The organism is Paraburkholderia phytofirmans PsJN, from assembly GCF_000020125.1.
GTDB classification, from domain to species: domain Bacteria; phylum Pseudomonadota; class Gammaproteobacteria; order Burkholderiales; family Burkholderiaceae; genus Paraburkholderia; species Paraburkholderia phytofirmans.
On sequence record NC_010681.1, the window covers coordinates 3,237,810 to 3,256,888 of the forward strand.

The window sequence follows — 19,079 nt, forward strand, 5'->3', positions numbered from 1 at the left end:
CCGAATCTCTCGGAAATGCAGGTGCCGCCATTTTAGTCGAGTCTCCCACTTTCCATGCCCGCCCTCAAAGTCTCTTCCGACCAACGCGCCGAGTTGCGCTCCCAGGCACATGCGCTCAAACCGGTCGTGCTCGTCGGCGCCGAAGGCTTGACCGACGCTGTGCTCTCCGAGATCAAGGTCCACCTTGGCGCCCATCAGCTCATCAAGATCCGCGTGTTCGGCGACGAACGCGAAGAGCGCATCGCGATCTATGAAGAAATCTGCGACAAGCTGAACGCCGCGCCGATCCAACATATCGGCAAGCTGCTGGTGATCTGGAAACCGGAAGCCGCACAGCCGGCCGTGAAGACCAAACGCGGCGCCCTGCCGAGCGCCCGCGAAGCCGCAGTGGAAGCCAAGCCGGGTAAGGGCCGCGCGCCGCGCGTCGTGACCGTAGTGAAGCCCAGCGAAATCCCGATGCGCAAACCCAAGGCCAAAGCAGTCGTGGTGCGCGGCAATGAACGCGTAACGCAAGGCGGCAACATCAAGCGCGCCAAGAAGCGCCAGACCAGCGCGAAGCGCTCGCATCAGTCGTCGAAATAAGCGAATGATGAGCGGTGCGGGCGGCGTCCGCACCTTGCCGTGGGCTGCCTGATCACGATCACGAAGCTCAACGTTGCTCACTCAGCAGGCTCGTCGCGCTCCAGCTTGCATACTCAGCGCCTGAAAGCAGCCACGGCCGCGCGTGTCAGCCGGCCGCCTTCCCTGCCGTGCCGCGAGCAACCTGCTCTGCGGACGCAACGCCTGCGCCGGCGGGCAGTTTCCACACCAGCGCCACTCCCAGCAGGCTTTCGATCAGGTAGAACAGACTCGACACGCCGTGCAAAATGCCGAAGCGTGTTGCATAAGCCGAATGCCCGACATCGCTGCCCGCCTCGAGCGCGGCGATGCGCATTGCATTCATAAAAGGCTGCAACGCAAAGTAACCAACGAGTACGCACACCAGCATGCCGGCGATCAGCCAGCGCAGCCGGCGATACGCATCGCTGCCGCGCCGAACCAGCACGTTCGCGAGACCGAGCAGCAAAATGCCGCACACCGCGCCCAGCACGCCTTCAATGCGGAACAGTTGCGCGGCCACCGCGCCGGCCGTCATCCGGTCGAGCGACGTGAACAGCACGGGCGCGACGGCATAGCCGATAGTCAGCAGACTACCGACCCACACCACCGTCAATAGCCGGAAAAATCGATGCGGCATCAGGGACACCGGAACCGCCTTCAAACGTAGCTAACCGCGATGATTTCGTATTCGCGCACGCCGCCCGGTGCCTGCACCGACGCAACGTCGCCTTCCGACTTGCCGATCAGGGCGCGCGCAATCGGTGAGCTGATCGAGATCAAACCATGGTCGATGTCCGCTTCGTCGTCGCCGACGATCTGATACTTGACCGACGCGCCCGAATCCAGATCTTCCAGCTCCACCGTCGCACCGAACACCACGCGCCCGTCCGCTTCCACAGCCGCCGGATCGATGACTTGCGCGCCTGCCAGCTTCGATTCGATTTCGGCAATCCGGCCTTCGATAAAGCCTTGCTTTTCCTTCGCCGCGTCGTATTCCGCGTTTTCCGACAGATCGCCCTGGGCACGCGCTTCCGCAATCGAATTGATCACCGAAGGACGCTCAACCGATTTCAGGCGCTGCAATTCATCGCGCAACATTTCCGCGCCGCGCTTAGTCAATGGAACAGTGCTCATAAACAACTCTATGCAAAAAACAGCCGTAAAAAAAATCACCGCGGTTAAGTGCATTCCGCGGGGGCCGGAGCGCCGGGCAAAGCCCGGCGTCAAGCACCTGCGGAACGCCGCTTAACCGCGGCACTTACATCTTGGACAGGTATTCGAAGCCTTAGTTTAGGCGAGCGTGGAGGCCTTGTAAATCATAGACTTCCAGGTCCTTCAAATAGCGCAAACCTTCCACAGCGGCACGCGCACCGGACATGGTCGTGTAGTACGTGACCTTGTTCGCCTGCGCGCTCATGCGGATCGAACGCGAGTCGGCGATCGCGGCGCGGGTTTCGTCGACGGTCGTGAAGACCAGCGCGATCTCACCGTTCTTGATCATGTCGACGATGTGCGGACGGCCGTCCTTTACCTTGTTGACGACCTTCACCGGCACGCCGGCCGCTTCGATCGCGGCGGCCGTGCCCTTGGTCGCGACGATCGGATAACCGAGTTCGTGCAGCATGCGCGCGACTTCGACGGCCTTCGGCTTGTCGGCGTCCATCACGGTCAGCAGCACCGTGCCCGACTCCGGCAGACGCGAACCCGCCGCGAGTTGCGACTTGAACAGCGCTTCGCCGAACGTCTGGCCCACGCCCATCACTTCGCCGGTCGAACGCATTTCCGGTCCGAGCACCGGATCGACTGCCGGGAACTTGACGAACGGGAACACGGCTTCCTTCACGCTGAAGTACGGCGGATCGATTTCCTTCGTCACGCCTTGATCGGCGAGCTTCTGGCCGACCATGGCGCGCGCCGCGATCTTCGCGAGCGGCAGGCTGGTTGCCTTCGACACGTACGGCACCGTGCGCGAGGCGCGCGGGTTCACTTCGAGCACGTAGATAACGTCTTCTTTCGAGCCGTCTGCCTGCGGCACCTGCTGAATCGCGAACTGCACGTTCATCAGGCCGATCACGTTCAGCGCCTTCGCCATTGCGCCAGTCTGGCGCTTCAACTCAGCAACGGTTTCCTTCGACAGCGAATACGGCGGCAGCGAGCACGCCGAGTCGCCCGAGTGCACGCCCGCCTGTTCGATGTGCTCCATCACGCCGCCGATAAACACCGCTTCACCGTCGGAGATGCAATCCACGTCGCATTCGATCGCGTCGTTCAAAAAGCGGTCGAGCAGTACCGGCGAGTCGTTCGACACCTTCACGGCCTCGCGCATATAGCGTTCGAGGTCGCGCGGCTCGTGCACGATTTCCATCGCGCGGCCGCCCAGCACGTACGACGGGCGCACCACCAGCGGATAACCGATTTCGTCGGCGAGCTTGAGCGCTTCGTCTTCGGCGCGCGCGGTACGGTTCGGCGGCTGACGCAGGCCGAGGTCCTGCAGCAGCTTCTGGAAACGCTCGCGGTCTTCCGCGGCGTCGATCATGTCGGGCGACGTGCCGACGATCGGCACACCGTTCGCTTCGAGATCCAGTGCTAGCTTCAGCGGCGTTTGACCGCCGTATTGCACGATCACGCCGACCGGCTTTTCCTTGTCGACGATTTCGAGCACGTCTTCGAGCGTCAGCGATTCGAAGTACAGACGGTCGGACGTGTCGTAGTCGGTCGAAACGGTTTCAGGGTTGCAGTTGACCATGATCGTTTCGTAGCCGTCTTCGCGCATGGCGAGCGCGGCGTGCACGCAGCAGTAGTCGAACTCGATGCCCTGACCGATCCGGTTCGGGCCGCCGCCCAGCACCATGATCTTCTTGTTGCTGGTCGGGTTTGCCTCGCACTCTTCCTCGTAGGTCGAGTACATGTAGGCGGTTTTCGTGGCGAACTCGGCCGCGCACGTATCCACGCGCTTGTACACCGGGCGCACGTTCAACTCGATACGGCGTTGACGCACTTCCGCCGGCTTTGCGCCGAGCAACTTGGCGAGACGGCGATCCGAGAAGCCGCTTTGCTTCAGATACTTCAGCTCTTCCTTCGAGAGGCTGGCGAGCGTACGGCCGGCCAGCGCCTTTTCCTTCAGGATGATCTGTTCGATCTGCGCGAGGAACCACGGGTCGATCGAGGTTTCTTCGAAAATCTCTTCGGCCGTCATGCCGACGCGGAACGCGTCGCCCACGTACCAGATGCGATCCGGACCGGCTTCGCCGATCTCGCGGATGATCTCGTCGCGGTTATCGGTCTTTTCGTCCAGACCGTCCACGCCGACTTCCAGACCGCGCAGCGCCTTCTGGAACGATTCCTGGAAGGTGCGGCCAATCGCCATCACTTCGCCGACCGACTTCATCTGCGTGGTCAGGCGCGAATCGGCTTCGCGGAATTTTTCGAACGCGAAACGCGGGATCTTGGTAACGACGTAATCGATGGTCGGTTCGAACGACGCCGGAGTCTGGCCGCCGGTAATTTCGTTCTTCAGTTCGTCGAGCGAGTAGCCGACCGCCAGCTTCGCCGCGATTTTCGCGATCGGGAAACCGGTCGCCTTCGACGCCAGCGCCGACGAGCGCGACACACGCGGATTCATTTCGATCACGACCATCCGGCCGTCTTTCGGATTGATCGAGAACTGCACGTTCGAACCGCCGGTGTCGACACCGATCTCGCGCAACACCGCGAGCGATGCGTTACGCAGGATCTGATATTCCTTGTCCGTGAGCGTTTGCGCCGGCGCGACGGTGATCGAGTCGCCCGTGTGGATGCCCATCGGGTCCAGGTTTTCGATCGAGCAGACGATGATGCAGTTGTCCTTTTTGTCGCGGACCACTTCCATCTCGTACTCTTTCCAGCCGAGCAGCGACTCTTCGATCAGCAACTCGCGCGTGGGCGACAAATCGAGACCGCGCTTGCAGATCTCTTCGAACTCGTCGCGGTTATACGCGATGCCGCCGCCCGAACCGCCCAACGTGAACGACGGACGAATCACGACCGGATAGCCGCCGCTGCCCGTTTGCGAAGCGATGTCCGCTTGCACCGCCAGCGCTTCTTCCATGGAATGCGCGGTGCCCGATTTGGCCGAACCGAGGCCGATCTTGGTCATCGCATCTTTGAACTTCTGGCGGTCTTCCGCCTTGTCGATCGCTTCCGGCGATGCGCCGATCAGCTCGACCTTGTACTTCTCCAGCACGCCGTGCGCGTGCAGATCGAGCGCGCAATTCAGCGCGGTCTGGCCGCCCATCGTCGGCAGGATCGCGTCGGGGCGCTCCTTGGCGATGATGCGCTCCACCACTTCCCACGTGATCGGCTCGATGTAGGTCACGTCGGCCGTGTTCGGGTCGGTCATGATCGTCGCCGGATTGCTGTTGACGAGAATGACCTTGTAGCCTTCCTCACGCAGCGCCTTGCATGCCTGCGCGCCCGAGTAATCGAACTCGCACGCCTGGCCGATGATGATCGGACCCGCGCCGATGATGAGGATGCTCTTGATGTCTGTCCGCTTGGGCATAACGCTCTCGCTAATGTATTCCTGTGTCCACCGGAGTTGGCGCTTTAGCGCCTTACTCCGGTGCCATGCAACCTGGTTGCTGTTCTTTCCGCCGGCACGCGCCGCTGTGGCGTTGCGCGCGCTCTGCTCTGTCTGCTGCGGCTCGCCGCGTGTGCGCCGCTGTGCGTCGATCACGCGCAGCGCGGCGCGAGCCGTGCGCCGCCGAAACTTTGATGCCGCCTTATGCCGCTGCGGTCTTGCCGGCCTTCTTCGTGTCCATCAACGCCGTGAAGCGGTCGAACAGATAGGCGATGTCGTGCGGACCAGGCGATGCTTCCGGGTGACCCTGGAAGCAGAACGCCGGCTTGTCAGTCAGCGCAAAGCCCTGCAACGTGCCGTCGAATAGCGACACGTGCGTGGCGCGGGCGTTGGCGGGCAGCGTGTCGGCGTCGACCGCGAAGCCGTGGTTTTGCGACGTGATCACCACGCGGCCGTCGTCCAGATCTTTCACCGGATGGTTCGCGCCGTGGTGGCCCGTCTTCATCTTCATGGTTTTGGCGCCGACCGCGAGGCCCATGATCTGATGGCCGAGGCAGATGCCGAAGGTCGGGATGCCGCGCTCGATAAGCTCTTTGGTAGCCGTGATCGCGTAGTCGCACGGTTCCGGGTCGCCGGGGCCGTTCGACAGGAAAATGCCGTCCGGATTCAGCGCGAGCGCGTCAGCAGCGCTGGCTTGCGCCGGCAGCACGGTGACGTGGCAACCGCGTTCGGCCAGCATGCGCAGGATGTTGTACTTGACGCCGTAGTCGAACGCCACGACGCGATACTTCGGCGCCTTTTGCGTGCCGTAGCCTTCGCCCAGACGCCATTCGGTCTGGGTCCACTCGTAGGTTTCCTTCGTCGACACGACCTTCGCGAGGTCCATGCCCGAGAGGCCCGGGAACGAGCGTGCGAGTTCGATCGCTTTGGCTTCGTCGTCCGAACCCGCGAGGATCGCGCCGTTCTGCGCGCCCTTGTCGCGCAGAACGCGGGTCAGCATGCGGGTGTCGAGACCGGCGATGGCGACCACGCCTTCGTCCTGCAGGTATTGCGGGAGCGTGCGCTCCATGCGGAAGTTCGACGCGAGAACCGGCAGATCGCGAATGATCAGACCGGCGGCATGGACTTTCGTAGCTTCGACGTCTTCGGCGTTCACGCCGACGTTACCGATATGCGGATACGTGAGGGTCACGATCTGGCGCGCGTAGCTCGGGTCAGTCAGGATTTCCTGATAGCCGGTGATAGCGGTGTTGAACACGACTTCGCCGATGGTGTGCCCGGGGGCGCCGATCGAGTAACCACGAAAGACCGTGCCGTCGGCGAGCGCGAGCAGAGCGGGAGAAAATGACGGCAACACGGGAGACTCCTTGGGGGAACACCCTGTTGCCGACCTGTCTATCCGACTGCGAGCCGCAGCGAAACGCATCCGGGATGCGCGCGCAGACTCGCTCGCGAACTGCCGTTGACGTTGCAAGGGGCGCGATGGGTCCATTGTGTGGACGGATCGGCTGGGGGCGGGGCCCTGCTTGCTACGCCGGTGGCGCGCGGCGGATGAACGGTATGGGAGAGGTAGGCGCTAGGGTGCGGGTTGATAAGCTCAAACCTCGGAATTATAGCGTGAAAATGCCCTTCTCTCCAAATCCGAGATGGCGTCGCCCCGCAAAACAGTGCGGTTCGAAACCGCTGAAAGCCTTGCCGTGCTTGACGCGGACGGTGCTCTGGAACGCTTCCGCCGGGGCGAATCGGGACAGCGCCGGGAGATGGGGCACGACCGGCGAATCACCGCTCGCCAGCGCCGTGACGACGATCGAATGGGCGTGCCCGGCGGCAGACTACAGGTTCGCTTTACCTCAAGCGTCCTGCTCGGCGTGGACCTCGGCCTGATGAACCTGCTTACGGCCCGGCAACACGTACCAGATTGCGCTCGCCACCTGCAGCGCCACGAGAATGCCCCAGGCCGTCAGATGCGCGGCCGCCGGATAATGGCCGCCGCTCGCCGGCCAGTGCGACAGCACGGCGCCGACACCAATCTGGAAGCCGAAAATCAGCAGAAAGATGATCAACGTCAGCGTGGTATTCACGCGGCCGATCATCTGCGCCGGGAAGTGCCGGGCCATCACCGCGTAGCTGAGAATGCCGGTGCCGCCGAAGATCCCGTACGCCGCCCACAACAGGCCCGCCGGCAGCGGCGCCTTGAACATGATCAGCAGCTGAGTCACGACGTACAGCGCCATGCCGATGCCGCAAAACGCATAGAGCGAGATACCGCGCCGTTCGAGACCGCGCGCGGCCGCGCCGAAGCCCACGCAGCCGGCCATCATCGCGAAGCCGAGAATCGAAACAAGCGCGGCGGCTTCGCGCGGCTCGAAGCCTTGCACGTCACGCAGCCACGCGCCGACCCAAAGCGATTGCATCGCGTAGAAGACGCCTTGCGTGACGACCGAAAACGACGCGATCTTCCAGAACGCCGCGCTGCGCAAGATATGCAGCGTGCCTTTGAACTGGGCACCCAGACTCGCCTGATGATGCGATTCCTTCGTGTCCGGCGCGAGCGTCCACTGTGCTAGCGCGACCAGCACCGTCAGCACACCCAGCCCGACGCAGACGGCGCGCCAGCTGGCGAACGTCAGCGCCCACGTCAGCGGCGAGCCGACCATCACACCGCCGAAGCCGCCGATCGCCATCACCAGTCCGTTCATCAACGGCAGGCGCGCGGCGGCGAAGTGCTGCGCCAATGCCTTGAACGCGGCGCCAAGGCACACGGACACGCCGACGCCGATCAGCAGGCGCCCCACCATCATCACGCCGACGTTATGGGCCGCGCCGAACACCCAGATGCCGAGCGCTGCGAATAGCAGCGTGACCGCCGTGACACGCCGCGCGCCGAAGTGATCGAGCAGAACGCCAGCCGGAATCTGCGCACCCGCGAAGCCGAGAAAATAGAGACTCGTGAGCAGGCCCAGATCCGTGGCCGACAAGCCGAGATCGTGCGTGATGAACGGCGCAAAACCGAGGTTGACGCCGCGGAACACGTAGGAAACGAAGTAACCGGCGGAGAACAGCAGGAAGACGCGCAACTGGGTCGACGACATGAGCTTTGAGTTAGACCGCTGGCCGATTGGGTTTGACCGAAGCACGAAAGATAAAGGAAAAGCGCCGACTTTGCGCGAAATGATCTGCACAATGAAAAACGCCGTCACCACAGGTGACGGCGTTGGAAAAAGCACGGTGCGTGATCGGAGCGCAATTCATGCGCTGCCCCCGCAACGCATGTGGTCACTACCGTGTGAGCCGCTATTGGTCTATTTACCCTTCTTCGCGCTGGCCGCGGTCTTCGGGCGGCTCTCTGCCGCAGCCTTCGACGCCTTGCTGGACGTGGAAGCCGAAACCTTGGTCACCTTGCCCTTGCTGGCGCTGGATGCCGTCGGCTTGACGACTTTGCCTACCGGCTCGGAAACCTTCACCACCTCTGCCCGGCCACGACCCTTCTTCTTATCGTAGCGCGATTCGCGTCTGGTGTCTGCGACGCGGGTGCCGATCTTCTCGACGCCGCCGCCTTGCACGTCGGTCGCGATGCGTTCCGGACCCGGCTCGCTCGGCATGGCTTTGCCGACCGGCACGTGCAGCACGATCACCTGACCGCGCGAAACGGCGTCGCGATGCGTGCGGTTCCAGGCCTTCAACTGGCCGACCGATACGCCGTAGCGCACGGCAATGGCCGCCATCGACTGATTGCGGCGCACGCGAATCAGCATCTTGCGCGTATCGGGGACGTCGGGTTCCATGGCGAGCACGGCGCTTTCGGCGACGTCGGCGCTGATGTCCTCGTCGTCGTCCGAACCGCGCGGCACCACGATCGTGGAGCCGGGTTTCAAACGCATGCCGACCGGAATCTTGTTCACTTCCATCAGCGTGTCGGCGTCGACGCTGATCTTCTGCGCGATTGCCGCGGGTGTCGCGCGTTCGGTGACCGTGTACGTGGTCCACGACGACAGCGAGCCGGAGTAAGTCTTCAGATTGCGCTCGAAGGCGCTCGCGTTATCGAACGGCAGCAGGATCTGAGGCTGCGTGGCGCCGAGAATCACCGGCTTCCTGAACGACGGGTTCAACGCGCGGAATTCGTCCGCGGACAGGTTCGAGAGCTTGGCGGCCATATCCACGTCGATGTCGTGCGAGGTGGTTACCGTCACGAAATACGGGTGGTTCGGAATGGTCGGCAGCGTGAGCCCGTACATTTGCGGGTTCATCACGATGTTCTTGACCGCCTGCAGCTTCGGCACGTAGTTACGCGTCTCGTTCGGCATGCGCAGGCTGAGGTAGTCGGTCGGCAGGCCCGCCGCTTCATTGCGCGCAATCGCGCGCTGCACGTTGCCCTCACCCCAGTTATAGGCCGCGAGCGCCAACTGCCAGTCGCCGAACATGTCATGCAGACGCGACAGATAGTCGAGCGCGGCACTGGTCGACGCCAGCACATCGCGCCGCTCGTCCTGCCACATGTTCTGCTTGAGGTTGTAGGTGCGGCCCGTGCCCGGCATGAACTGCCACATGCCGGCCGCCTTCGCGACAGACAAAGCCTGCGGGCTATACGCCGATTCGATGAACGGCAGCAACGCGAGCTCGGTCGGCATATGGCGCGCCTCGAGCTCTTCGACGATGTGATAAAGGTATTTCTGCGAGCGCTCGGTCATGCGCTGCACGTAGTCAGGCCGTTGCGCATACCAGTTGACCTGCATGTCGACGAGGTCGGTTTGCAGGTCCGGCATCTGGAAACCACGGCGAATACGGCCCCAAAGGTCAGCGTCGGCGCTCGTCAACTGAGTGACGGAGCCTTGATCGACGTTGATCGTCTCTTTGGCGGTGGCTGACTTGCGAAGGGCGTCTGCTACGGCTTGCTGACTGGCGGGGTTGGTTGCGGTGTTCGGAATGCTCGTCGTCGGTCCCTGGCTCGCGCAGGCGGCGAGCGTCAGGACCAGCAACGCACTAAAGATAAATCGCATGAAAATCTCGGCTTCCACAAGGGCTGGAATTTGCAGCCGATAGTACGAAACGGCAACGTTTACGTCAATCGGAAAATTACGAAAAAATCAAGTAAATCTTGGGCTTGGCGAATTTTTCCGATTCTTCGCGTGAGGATTACCCTGCCTGGGGGCGGGTTAACGGAAGCGGTTCTTCCATTCGCGCATCAAGGTAAAGGCCGTCAATCGATCCGGCACTGCCTCGTGCAACTGCTCCCGCAAGCTCGCCTGCACCGCTGGGTCGCCGGCGCGTAAAAACGGATTCACTGCGCGCTCATGGGCGATCGTGGTGGGCAACGTGGGCACGTCGCGCGCGCGCAGTTCGCTCGCTTTGTCCCGCCAGGCTTGCAGCTCGGCGTTGCCCGGCTCGCAGGCGAGCGCGAAGCGGATATTCGACAGCGTGTACTCGTGCGCGCAGTGGACCTCGGTCGCGCCGGGCAGCGCGGCCAGCGAATCCAGCGAGGCGAGCATCTGCTTTGGCGTGCCTTCGAACAGCCGGCCGCAACCGCAGGCGAACAGCGTGTCGCCACAAAACACGTGCGGCGTGCCTTGCGGGTCGGCCGCCTGAAAATAGGCGATGTGGCCGCTCGTGTGACCCGGCACGTCGAGCACGCTCAATTTGAGCGCCGGCGCCGCAATCGACACGTGATCGCCATTTTTCAGACGGTGTGTGAGATGCTCGATCGCTTCACCGGCGGGGCCGTAGACGGGCACGGCCTGGCCATTCAGCAGATCGGCCACCCCGCCGACGTGGTCTTGATGATGGTGCGTGAGTAAAATAGCGCTCAGCCGCCAACCCCGTTTCGCCAGATAGGCTTTAACGGGGGCGGCCTCACCCGGATCGACGACCGCCGCGTGGCGTCCGTCGGAAACGACCCAGATGTAATTGTCATCAAACGCCGGGACCGGTACGTACTCGAGCGCATTCATAGGCGACGCATTCTTTGATATGACTGACCGAGCGATTATAGACTGGCCCGCCTGGACCCACTCGCCACCTGGCCGATACGTACTCGAGTGGGAGCAAACGCAGCTCGACCGCGTGGTGTCGGACGTGTTCGGATACCATGCGCTACAACTCGGCTTGCCGCAACTCGACGCCTTGCGCGAGAACCGCATGCCGTGCCGCGGGCTCGTGCTCGACGCCGCGAGCGGAGCGAGCGCTCCGTATGCATATCCGCGCGGCGCGGGCCGTGCGGCCAATGGCGATCGCAACGGTTTGAACAACGGCGCCGCACAGAGCGGCCTCGCGGGTCTGCCGGCGCCGGCCGGACGCAGCGCGGTCTGGTGCGACCTGCTGGATCTGCCGTTCGAGGCGCAAAGCGTCGATCTGATCGTCATGCCGCACACGCTGGAATTCACGAGCGACCCGCATCGTCTGTTGCGCGAAGCCGAGCGCGTGTTGATGCCTGAAGGCCAGTTGATCATTCTCGGCTTCAATTCGCTGTCGCTGTGGGGCGCGCGGCAATCGGTCGGCAAGATGACCGGCCGGCCGTTCGTGCCGGCCGCCGTCGATCTGATCGCCTTCACGCGCCTGAAAGACTGGATCAAGCTGCTGGGCTTCGACCTTGAACGCGGGCGCTTCGGCTGCTATCGTCCGCCGCTTGGCAGCGAACAATGGCTCGCCCGCTACGGTTTCATGGAAGCCGCCGGCGACCGCTGGTGGCCGATTTTCGGCGCCACCTACATGATCAAGGCGATCAAGCGCGTACGCGGCATGCGTCTCGTCGGCCCGCTGAAAGTGAAGAAACCCGTCCTCGCCGCGGGCCTCGCGCCCGCCGCCACACCGAATACACGCAACCACACTCAATGACTTCCGATCTCATCGATATTTATACCGACGGCGCCTGCAAGGGCAACCCCGGCCCCGGCGGCTGGGGCGCGCTGCTGCGCTTCGGCGACCAGGAAAAAGAACTGTTCGGCGGCGAAGCCAACACCACCAACAACCGCATGGAACTGATGGGCGTGATCGCCGCGCTGGAAGCGCTGAAGCGCCCTTGCAAAGCGGTCGTGCACACCGACTCACAGTACGTGCAGAAAGGCATCAGCGAATGGATCCACGGCTGGAAGAAGAAAGGCTGGATCACCGCCGCCAAGCAGCCGGTCAAGAACGCCGACTTGTGGAAGCGGCTCGACGCACTCGTCGCGCAACACGAAATCGAATGGCGCTGGGTGCGCGGGCACAACGGCCACCCGGAAAACGAGCGCGCCGATCAGCTGGCCAATCGCGGCGTCGCATCACTCGCGCAGCTGTAAGTCCTGCTGCGACGGCGCACGCGGTCCACTGCGTGCGCACTCTTTTTTGCTACAACTATCTTCAAGCAGGTTAACCCGACATGCGTCAACTCATCCTCGATACCGAAACCACCGGCCTGAATGCCCGCACCGGCGACCGGATTCTTGAACTCGGTTGCGTCGAAATGGTGAACCGCCGGCTGACGGGCAACAATCTGCACTTCTATATCAACCCGGAACGCGAGAGCGATCCGGGCGCGCTGGCTGTGCACGGACTGACCACCGAGTTCCTGAGCGACAAGCCGAAATTCGCCGAGATCGCCGATCAGTTTCGCGACTTCATCCAGGACGCGGATCTGATCATCCACAACGCACCGTTCGATATCGGCTTTCTCGATGCCGAATTCGCCTTGCTGGGTTTGCCGCCGGTGAAAACCTACTGCGGCGAAATCATCGATACGCTGGCGCGCGCCAAGCAGATGTTCCCCGGCAAGCGCAATTCGCTTGACGCACTGTGCGACCGCTTCGGCATCAGCAACGCGCACCGAACGTTGCACGGCGCCCTGCTCGACTCGGAACTGCTCGCCGAGGTCTATCTGGCGATGACGCGCGGCCAGGAAAGCCTTGTCATCGACATGCTCGGCGAGTCGCACGCCGGCGGCGACGCGCATGCGCCGCGCGTCGCGCTCAGTTCGCTCGATCTGATCGTGGTCACCGCCAGCGACGACGAGCTCGCCGCGCACCAGGCGGTACTCGACGGCCTCGACAAGGCGATCAAGGGCACGAGCGTGTGGCGCCTTGAACCGGCGCCGGCTGCGGATGAGCAAACCGCTTAAAAAGTACTGGACGAGGCCGGAAATCCCTGACATAATTCGGATCTCTTCGGGTGGTTAGCTCAGCGGTAGAGCACTGCCTTCACACGGCAGGGGTCACTGGTTCGATCCCAGTACTACCCACCAGAATTTTGGTGTGTCGATCACCGAAGACTAAAGGGCTCGCGCAGAAATGCGTGAGCCCTTTTTCATTTCGTGGTTTGGCTCATAGGTCGCCCGGTGAAAACCGTACGGAATGCCAGGCAGATTCCGGTGCTCAACGTTCGGACTAGCCGTCAACTCCGGATCTTCGTACGTTTGCGGACGCCTGACACTGCTGATATAGTTGGCACTCGGGCATTCGCCCCGTCCATTTTTCCACCTCATTCGACCATAGGGAGGCGCCACATGTTCGCAATGCGTATCGCCGTCCCCGGCATGGTCTCGCGAGCGTTTTCGCGATCTTAATCTGTCCGATTAAGTCGCCGAATTAAGCCGCCGCATCGCCGTTCACGTGGTGTCGCCTGAAAAGGCACTCCACGCAATTCCCAGACAGTCCGCAGTTCAATCGCCTATGCATTCCGGCGCGTTTTGACTGTCTCGTCCTTTCGCTTCTGACTGGAACCTCGCTGCGCTCATGCGCCACGGGGGCGTGACAAATGACCAGAAAAAAACTCGACTTTCGCGGACAAGCCTTCAAGGATGTCCTCGGCTTTACCTTCCATCACTGGGCGCAGCAGCCCTGGCGCATCGTCGTCATCACGGCGCTGGTGCTGCTCTCGGCAGTGGCCGACGTACTCACGCCGATGTTCGCCGGCCGTCTCGTCGACGCCATCGCGTCCGGCGCGGCGAGCGACGCTGTCGCCTGGCATGCCGCGGTCACGGCCTTCTGCGTGCTGAGCGCGCTCGGTCTCGGCGCCACTTTGCTGCGGCAAGGCGTGTACTTCAACATCATCCGGCTCACGCTCAAGATGATGAGCGAGATCGCAGCCAACGCGTTTCATCGCGTGCAACGCTTTTCGACCGATTGGCACGCCAACAGCTTCGCCGGCTCCACAGTGCGCAAGATCACGCGCGGCATGTGGGCGCTCGACCTGCTCAACGACACGCTGCTCATCGCGCTGTTGCCGTCGCTCGTCATGCTGGTCGGCGCAACCGTTCTGCTCGGCTGGCGCTGGCCGATGATGGGCGCGGTCGTCGGCATCGGCTCGGTGCTCTACATCGCGGTGACGGTCGCCATGTCGCTCGGCTTCGTTGCGCCGGCCGCGCGTCTTGCGAATGCGTGGGACACGCGCATGGGCGGCGCGCTCGCCGACGCGGTCAGTTGCAACGGCGTGGTCAAGGCGTTCGGCGCGGAAGAGCGCGAAGAAGCGCTGCTCGCGCGCGTGATCGGCAAGTGGCGGCACCGCACGCGCCGCACATGGATGCGCGGCACGATCAACGGCGGCGTCCAGGGCGGCATGCTGGTAGCGATCCAGGCCGCGATTCTCGGCGCGGCGCTGCTGTTATGGGCGCGCGGCGACGCGAGCGTCGGCGACATCACGTTCGCGCTGACCATGTTCTTCATGCTGCAAGGCTATCTGCGCGACGTGGGCATGCACATCCGCAACCTGCAACGCTCGGTCAACGACATGGAGGAACTGGTGTCGCAGGAAAGCCAGCCGCTCGGTATCGAGGACCGCCCCGGCGCAGTTCCGATCACGATCGGCAAAGGCGAGATCCGTTTCGAGCACGTCACGTTCCACTACGGCACGAACGGCCTGCCGCTTTACGACAACTTCTCCGTGCGCATCGCGCCGGGCGAGCGCGTCGGATTGGTCGGGCATTCGGGTTCGGGGAAGACTACGTTCATCAAGCTGATCCAGCGGCTCTATGACATTTCGGAAGGCCGGATCACGATCGACGGTCAGGACATCGCCCAGGTGCGGCAGGCGTCGCTGCGCAGCCAGATCGCGATCGTTCAGCAGGAACCGGTGCTGTTTCACCGCTCGCTCGCCGAGAACATCGCTTATGCGCGGCCCGGCGCGAGCCGTGCCGAGATCGAGCGGGCCGCGAAGCTGGCGAGCGCGCACGGCTTCATCGCGGCGCTGCCCAATGGTTATGACACGCTGGTCGGTGAACGCGGCGTCAAGCTCTCGGGCGGCGAACGTCAGCGCGTCGCGATCGCGCGGGCGTTCCTCGCCGACGCGCCGATCCTGATTCTGGACGAAGCGACGTCAAGCCTCGACAGCGAAAGCGAGGTGCTGATCCAGCAGGCCATGGAGCGGCTCATGACGGGCCGCACCACGCTGGTGGTGGCGCACCGCCTTTCCACTGTGCGCGCGCTGGACCGGCTGCTGGTGCTGGACAAGGGCAAGGTGATCGAGGAAGGCAGCCACGACGCGCTGATCAGACTCGAGAACGGCCTGTACCGGCGGTTGTTCGAGCGTCAGGCGCTGGAGCTGATCAAGGGTCTGGGGGAGCCGGAATTCACGACTCGGACCGCGCGGCCGAATGCGAACCGGACGGACGATTCCAGCCTGCTGGTCGGGAAATAGATTGAACTGGGCGTGTGGGACGCCGACTGAAAACCGCAGATAGGGCGGCGCTTTCGGATGACGTTCCACCGCCCGTTTTTCGGGCGCGAGTGGGCGTTAATCAGGCACGCTCTCGTCATCTGGAAATCGCCGCGCCGGTAGGCGGCGACGCTTCCACTATCAACCTGCCGCGCTTTTTCGCACGCGGAAGAGCGCACGCGTAAGCGCCGCTCCGCTCGCGCCGGCTACGCAAGCGTCCACACCGCCGTCACACCATACCCGCCGGCAATCCCACGCCGCGCGCCATACCCGTCGCGGCAAACACCATCAGCACCAGCAAGATCGTCTGAATGACACTGTAGCGGGCATAAGAGCGCGCCTTGCGCAAATCCGGCGCGACGCCTTTTCTGATCGCGGCGCGCCATCGCATCAACGCGAGCATCGACGGGACTTCAAGAATGAGAATGATGACGAGCAGCGTCATCTTGATGTGGAAGAGCGGCTCGTGGAGATAGTAGTCGGCGCCCTTTTCGTAACCGCCGAATACGCGCATCACCCCGGTGACCAGCAGCACCAGCGCTGAAATGCCCCAGCGTGAATCCGCGCGGAAGAGCGAGCGCAGCGCGGCGGGTACGGTGGCGCGGCGCAGCGCCCAGGTGCGCCGCAGAATCGACGCGAGCGCGAAGCCATAAGCAAGCAGATGGATGGCGGCAATCAACCAGCGAACCAGCATGGCGACTCCTGCAAAGGACGCAATACGATCGTTGTATGTCTCACTCGCCCGCGCTGAAGCGCCGGGCGCCATGACTTCATTATCGACTACGGCTCAATCTACAACGCCTGCTTCGGCCACGGGGTGTGGCCGACTGCACAAACCGGCAGGTTCAGACCTGCTGCAAGGATGTGTCAAGCGCGCGGGCGGCGGCGCGGTCGCCTTCGGTCGTCAGCGCGGTGCGGAATACGGTTTGCCGGTTGTGCCCCGCGGCGGCCGGCGAATCCCACAGTAGTTCGATCTTCGGACGGCGGCCGAAGGCGCCGTGCGCCAGCGAAGGCGCGGCAGCCGCCCCCAGCGATGCGCCGGATCCACCCGGCTCTCTCACGCCGCCGAACGCGACAGCGGGAACGGGCGTCGGCGTCGGTGTAGTGCGTGCCTCCTGCCCCGCCGCCCAGCGCACGGACAATTCGCGCGCGTCGTACTGCCCCACCTTGCGGCGCTCCGCCCACACGATCACCGTCCGAGTGGCCGGATCGAGCGCGACCGCATAGCGGCCGATCGCGAAACGGCGCGCGGCGATATTGGTGCGCCACAGCGCGCGCGGCCGGCAGATCCACAGCACGGCCGCGTACAGCGCCGGCGCGGCCAGCAACCAGCCGTTGGAGGCCGCCACCGCATTGGCGGCACGCCGCCAGCCGGCGCTCGCGGCAAACGCGCCGACCGACCAGACCGCAAACAGGAAGCCGAGAAAAGCGAACAGACGCAGCGCCTGCCGCAGCCATTGCGGCAGCGGATGAAACGGACGCTCGGCCACGGCGCGCGCGCCCGGCAGGAAGATCAGCAGGAACAGGAAAACGAGGTTGATGCAGGCCCATGGCGAGGACAGCATGGCCAGCAGCGACGCGCCCGCATCCAGGTCCGCCATCGAAAAAAGCCAGCGAGCGAGGATCACGAGACCGATGGCGCGCAACGCGAAAATCGTTCCGGCGCCGGGCGCCGCGTTCGCACGCGTCTCTTTCGTTCTCGCCAAGGCATCCTCCTGTCGTCGGCGGCGCCGCAGCCAAATTTGCGGCAGGGCCATTATAGGGATATTACGGAGCGTGGCTCATTCTTACCGGCTGGAAACCCGCACTTTCGTCCGTTGATTGGGGAAAACGCTGCGCGCCTGCAACAACGCCCCGTGGGCATGTGCCTCACGGGGCGTTGCGGGCGGCCTTCGGAGCGCCTGACGCGCTCCTTGAGCCGGTGCGACTTTCCTACCTGTCGCGCATTAGCTGGCGTTGACTTCGCGCAGCACCGTGCGGTGCTTCTGACGCAGCAGTTCCTCGTAAGTCGCGACGTAGTTCTTCGCCATGACCTTCGACGAGAAGCGCGACTCGAACGCCTTGCGCACACCGGCGCGCGACAGCGTGTGCAGACGCTTGACGGCAGCGACCGCGCTGATTTCGTCTTCGACGACGAAGCCCGACACGCCGTTTTCGATCACTTCGGGCACCGAACCGCGGTTGAACGCGATCGCCGGCGTACCGCACGCCATCGCTTCGATCATGACCAGACCAAAGGGCTCCGGCCAGTCGATCGGGAACACCAGTGCATGCGCGTTGCCGAGGAACTCACGCTTTTCGGCTTCGCCGATTTCGCCGATGTACTCGACGTGCGGGAGCGCCATCAGCGGCTTGATCACTTCTTCGTAATAGGCGCGGTCGGCCTTGTCGATCTTGGCGGCAACCTTGAGCTTCATGCCTGCCTGGCCAGCGATACGGATTGCGCGGTCGAGGCCCTTCTCCGGCGAGACGCGGCCGAGGAAAGCGAGGTAGCCCGGCTCGACGTTGGGGATCGGCGTGAGCACGTTTTCCGGCAGACCGTGATAAACGGTTTGCAGCCAGTTTGCCTGCGGCAGCGGAATGCGCTGGTTGTCCGAAATCGACACCACCGGCACGTCGCTGAACGTATTGAAGATCGGCTGCAGTTCCGGCAGGTCGAGACGGCCGTGCAGCGTGGTCAGGAAAGGCACCGGCTGACGGGCGAACAGCGAGAACGGGTAATAGTCGATGTGGAAATGCAGCACGTCGAATTCGTCCGCGCGGCGGCGCACTTCTTCGAGCAGCAGCATGTGCGGCGCCATCACGTCGCGGATCGTCGGGTCGAGGCGCAGCGCCTGCGGCCAGAAAGCTTCGAGTTTCGCCGAGGTTACCGAATCGCCGCTCGCGAAGAGCGTGACGTCGTGACCTTGCTCGACGAGAGCTTCGGTCAGATAGGACACCACGCGTTCCGTACCGCCATACAGCTTGGGAGGAACCGCCTCGTGCAACGGAGCGATTTGAGCGATTCGCATATGAAGAACTCCTCGTAAAAAATCAGGCAAAGATACTGCGTTTGGTAAAAGCGACTCGCTTGCTCGCCAGGGCAGTCTGGCCGGACTTGCCGGCGCGGGCCTGATTCTTTCGAGAAATCCTGCGATGGATCGCTTGGGTAGTGAGCCCAGACCCGTGGTCAGTGTCTGCGCATGTGCCGGTAAACGCACACATGACACCTACGTTGACAAACTGTCAGAAAATTCGGTGGGCCTACAGAGCATGCATTATCAATGCCGGGATTCACGCTGCACCACAACATTTCAAAGTCTTT

15 protein-coding genes and 1 tRNA gene are annotated in these 19,079 nt (G+C 63.2%); 6 read left to right on the top strand and 10 right to left on the bottom strand.

The window, feature by feature from the left end:
* Positions 1-54 precede the first annotated feature (54 nt).
* Positions 55-582: a YhbY family RNA-binding protein gene (locus tag BPHYT_RS14175; protein WP_012433844.1), complete on the top strand. Its 528-nt coding sequence runs from the start codon at positions 55-57 to the stop codon at positions 580-582.
* Between the two features lie 145 nt (positions 583-727).
* Here BPHYT_RS14175 and BPHYT_RS14180 read toward each other — a convergent pair whose 3' ends face one another.
* From BPHYT_RS14180 to gloB, 7 genes are all read right to left on the bottom strand, one after another.
* Positions 728-1,237 carry a DUF4149 domain-containing protein gene (locus tag BPHYT_RS14180; RefSeq protein WP_012433845.1) on the bottom strand — a complete coding sequence of 170 codons (510 nt, stop codon included), beginning with the start codon at positions 1,235-1,237 and terminating at the stop codon, positions 728-730.
* Between the two features lie 20 nt (positions 1,238-1,257).
* On the bottom strand, positions 1,258-1,734 hold the full coding sequence (greA, locus tag BPHYT_RS14185; RefSeq protein WP_012433846.1) for a transcription elongation factor GreA: 477 nt from the start codon (positions 1,732-1,734) through the stop codon (positions 1,258-1,260).
* A 151-nt stretch (positions 1,735-1,885) separates the two neighbouring features.
* Positions 1,886-5,140: a carbamoyl-phosphate synthase large subunit gene (gene carB, locus BPHYT_RS14190; protein WP_012433847.1), complete on the bottom strand. Its 3,255-nt coding sequence runs from the start codon at positions 5,138-5,140 to the stop codon at positions 1,886-1,888.
* Positions 5,141-5,360: 220 nt separating this feature from the next.
* Positions 5,361-6,515 carry a glutamine-hydrolyzing carbamoyl-phosphate synthase small subunit gene (gene carA / locus BPHYT_RS14195; RefSeq protein WP_012433848.1) on the bottom strand — a complete coding sequence of 385 codons (1,155 nt, stop codon included), beginning with the start codon at positions 6,513-6,515 and terminating at the stop codon, positions 5,361-5,363.
* Between the two features lie 493 nt (positions 6,516-7,008).
* Positions 7,009-8,250 (bottom strand): MFS transporter, encoded by a 1,242-nt coding sequence (locus BPHYT_RS14200; RefSeq protein WP_012433849.1) that lies wholly within the window; start codon positions 8,248-8,250, stop codon positions 7,009-7,011.
* Positions 8,251-8,460: 210 nt separating this feature from the next.
* Positions 8,461-10,155, bottom strand: a complete 1,695-nt coding sequence (locus BPHYT_RS14205) for a transglycosylase SLT domain-containing protein (protein WP_012433850.1) — start codon at positions 10,153-10,155, stop codon at positions 8,461-8,463.
* Between the two features lie 156 nt (positions 10,156-10,311).
* Positions 10,312-11,103 (bottom strand): hydroxyacylglutathione hydrolase, encoded by a 792-nt coding sequence (gene gloB, locus BPHYT_RS14210; protein WP_012433851.1) that lies wholly within the window; start codon positions 11,101-11,103, stop codon positions 10,312-10,314.
* Positions 11,104-11,122: 19 nt separating this feature from the next.
* On the opposite strand from gloB, the gene BPHYT_RS14215 reads away from it, so the two are divergent.
* The 5 genes from BPHYT_RS14215 (at position 11,123) to BPHYT_RS14235 (ending at position 15,757) form a co-directional block, all read left to right on the top strand.
* Entirely contained in the window at positions 11,123-11,986 is an 864-nt protein-coding gene (locus BPHYT_RS14215) for a class I SAM-dependent methyltransferase (protein ID WP_012433852.1), read from the top strand.
* Positions 11,983-12,429: a ribonuclease HI gene (gene rnhA, locus BPHYT_RS14220; protein ID WP_007181008.1), complete on the top strand. Its 447-nt coding sequence runs from the start codon at positions 11,983-11,985 to the stop codon at positions 12,427-12,429. Before BPHYT_RS14215 ends, rnhA begins: the two co-directional genes overlap by 4 nt.
* A gap of 80 nt (positions 12,430-12,509) precedes the next feature.
* The gene (dnaQ, locus tag BPHYT_RS14225; protein ID WP_012433853.1) at positions 12,510-13,244 is read left to right on the top strand and encodes a DNA polymerase III subunit epsilon; all 735 of its coding nucleotides are present in this window, start codon (positions 12,510-12,512) and stop codon (positions 13,242-13,244) included.
* A gap of 48 nt (positions 13,245-13,292) precedes the next feature.
* Positions 13,293-13,367 (top strand) — tRNA-Val (locus tag BPHYT_RS14230).
* Between the two features lie 512 nt (positions 13,368-13,879).
* On the top strand, positions 13,880-15,757 hold the full coding sequence (locus BPHYT_RS14235) for an ABC transporter ATP-binding protein (RefSeq protein WP_012433854.1): 1,878 nt from the start codon (positions 13,880-13,882) through the stop codon (positions 15,755-15,757).
* Positions 15,758-16,004: 247 nt separating this feature from the next.
* Here the strand turns inward: BPHYT_RS14235 and BPHYT_RS14240 are convergent, their stop codons facing one another.
* From BPHYT_RS14240 to BPHYT_RS14250, 3 genes are all read right to left on the bottom strand, one after another.
* On the bottom strand, positions 16,005-16,469 hold the full coding sequence (locus BPHYT_RS14240) for a DUF2214 family protein (RefSeq protein WP_012433855.1): 465 nt from the start codon (positions 16,467-16,469) through the stop codon (positions 16,005-16,007).
* A 151-nt stretch (positions 16,470-16,620) separates the two neighbouring features.
* Positions 16,621-17,481, bottom strand: coding sequence for a hypothetical protein (locus BPHYT_RS14245; RefSeq protein WP_012433856.1), 861 nt, complete (start codon positions 17,479-17,481; stop codon positions 16,621-16,623).
* Between the two features lie 240 nt (positions 17,482-17,721).
* Positions 17,722-18,786 carry a glycosyltransferase family 4 protein gene (locus BPHYT_RS14250; protein ID WP_012433857.1) on the bottom strand — a complete coding sequence of 355 codons (1,065 nt, stop codon included), beginning with the start codon at positions 18,784-18,786 and terminating at the stop codon, positions 17,722-17,724.
* Positions 18,787-19,079: the final 293 nt, after the last annotated feature.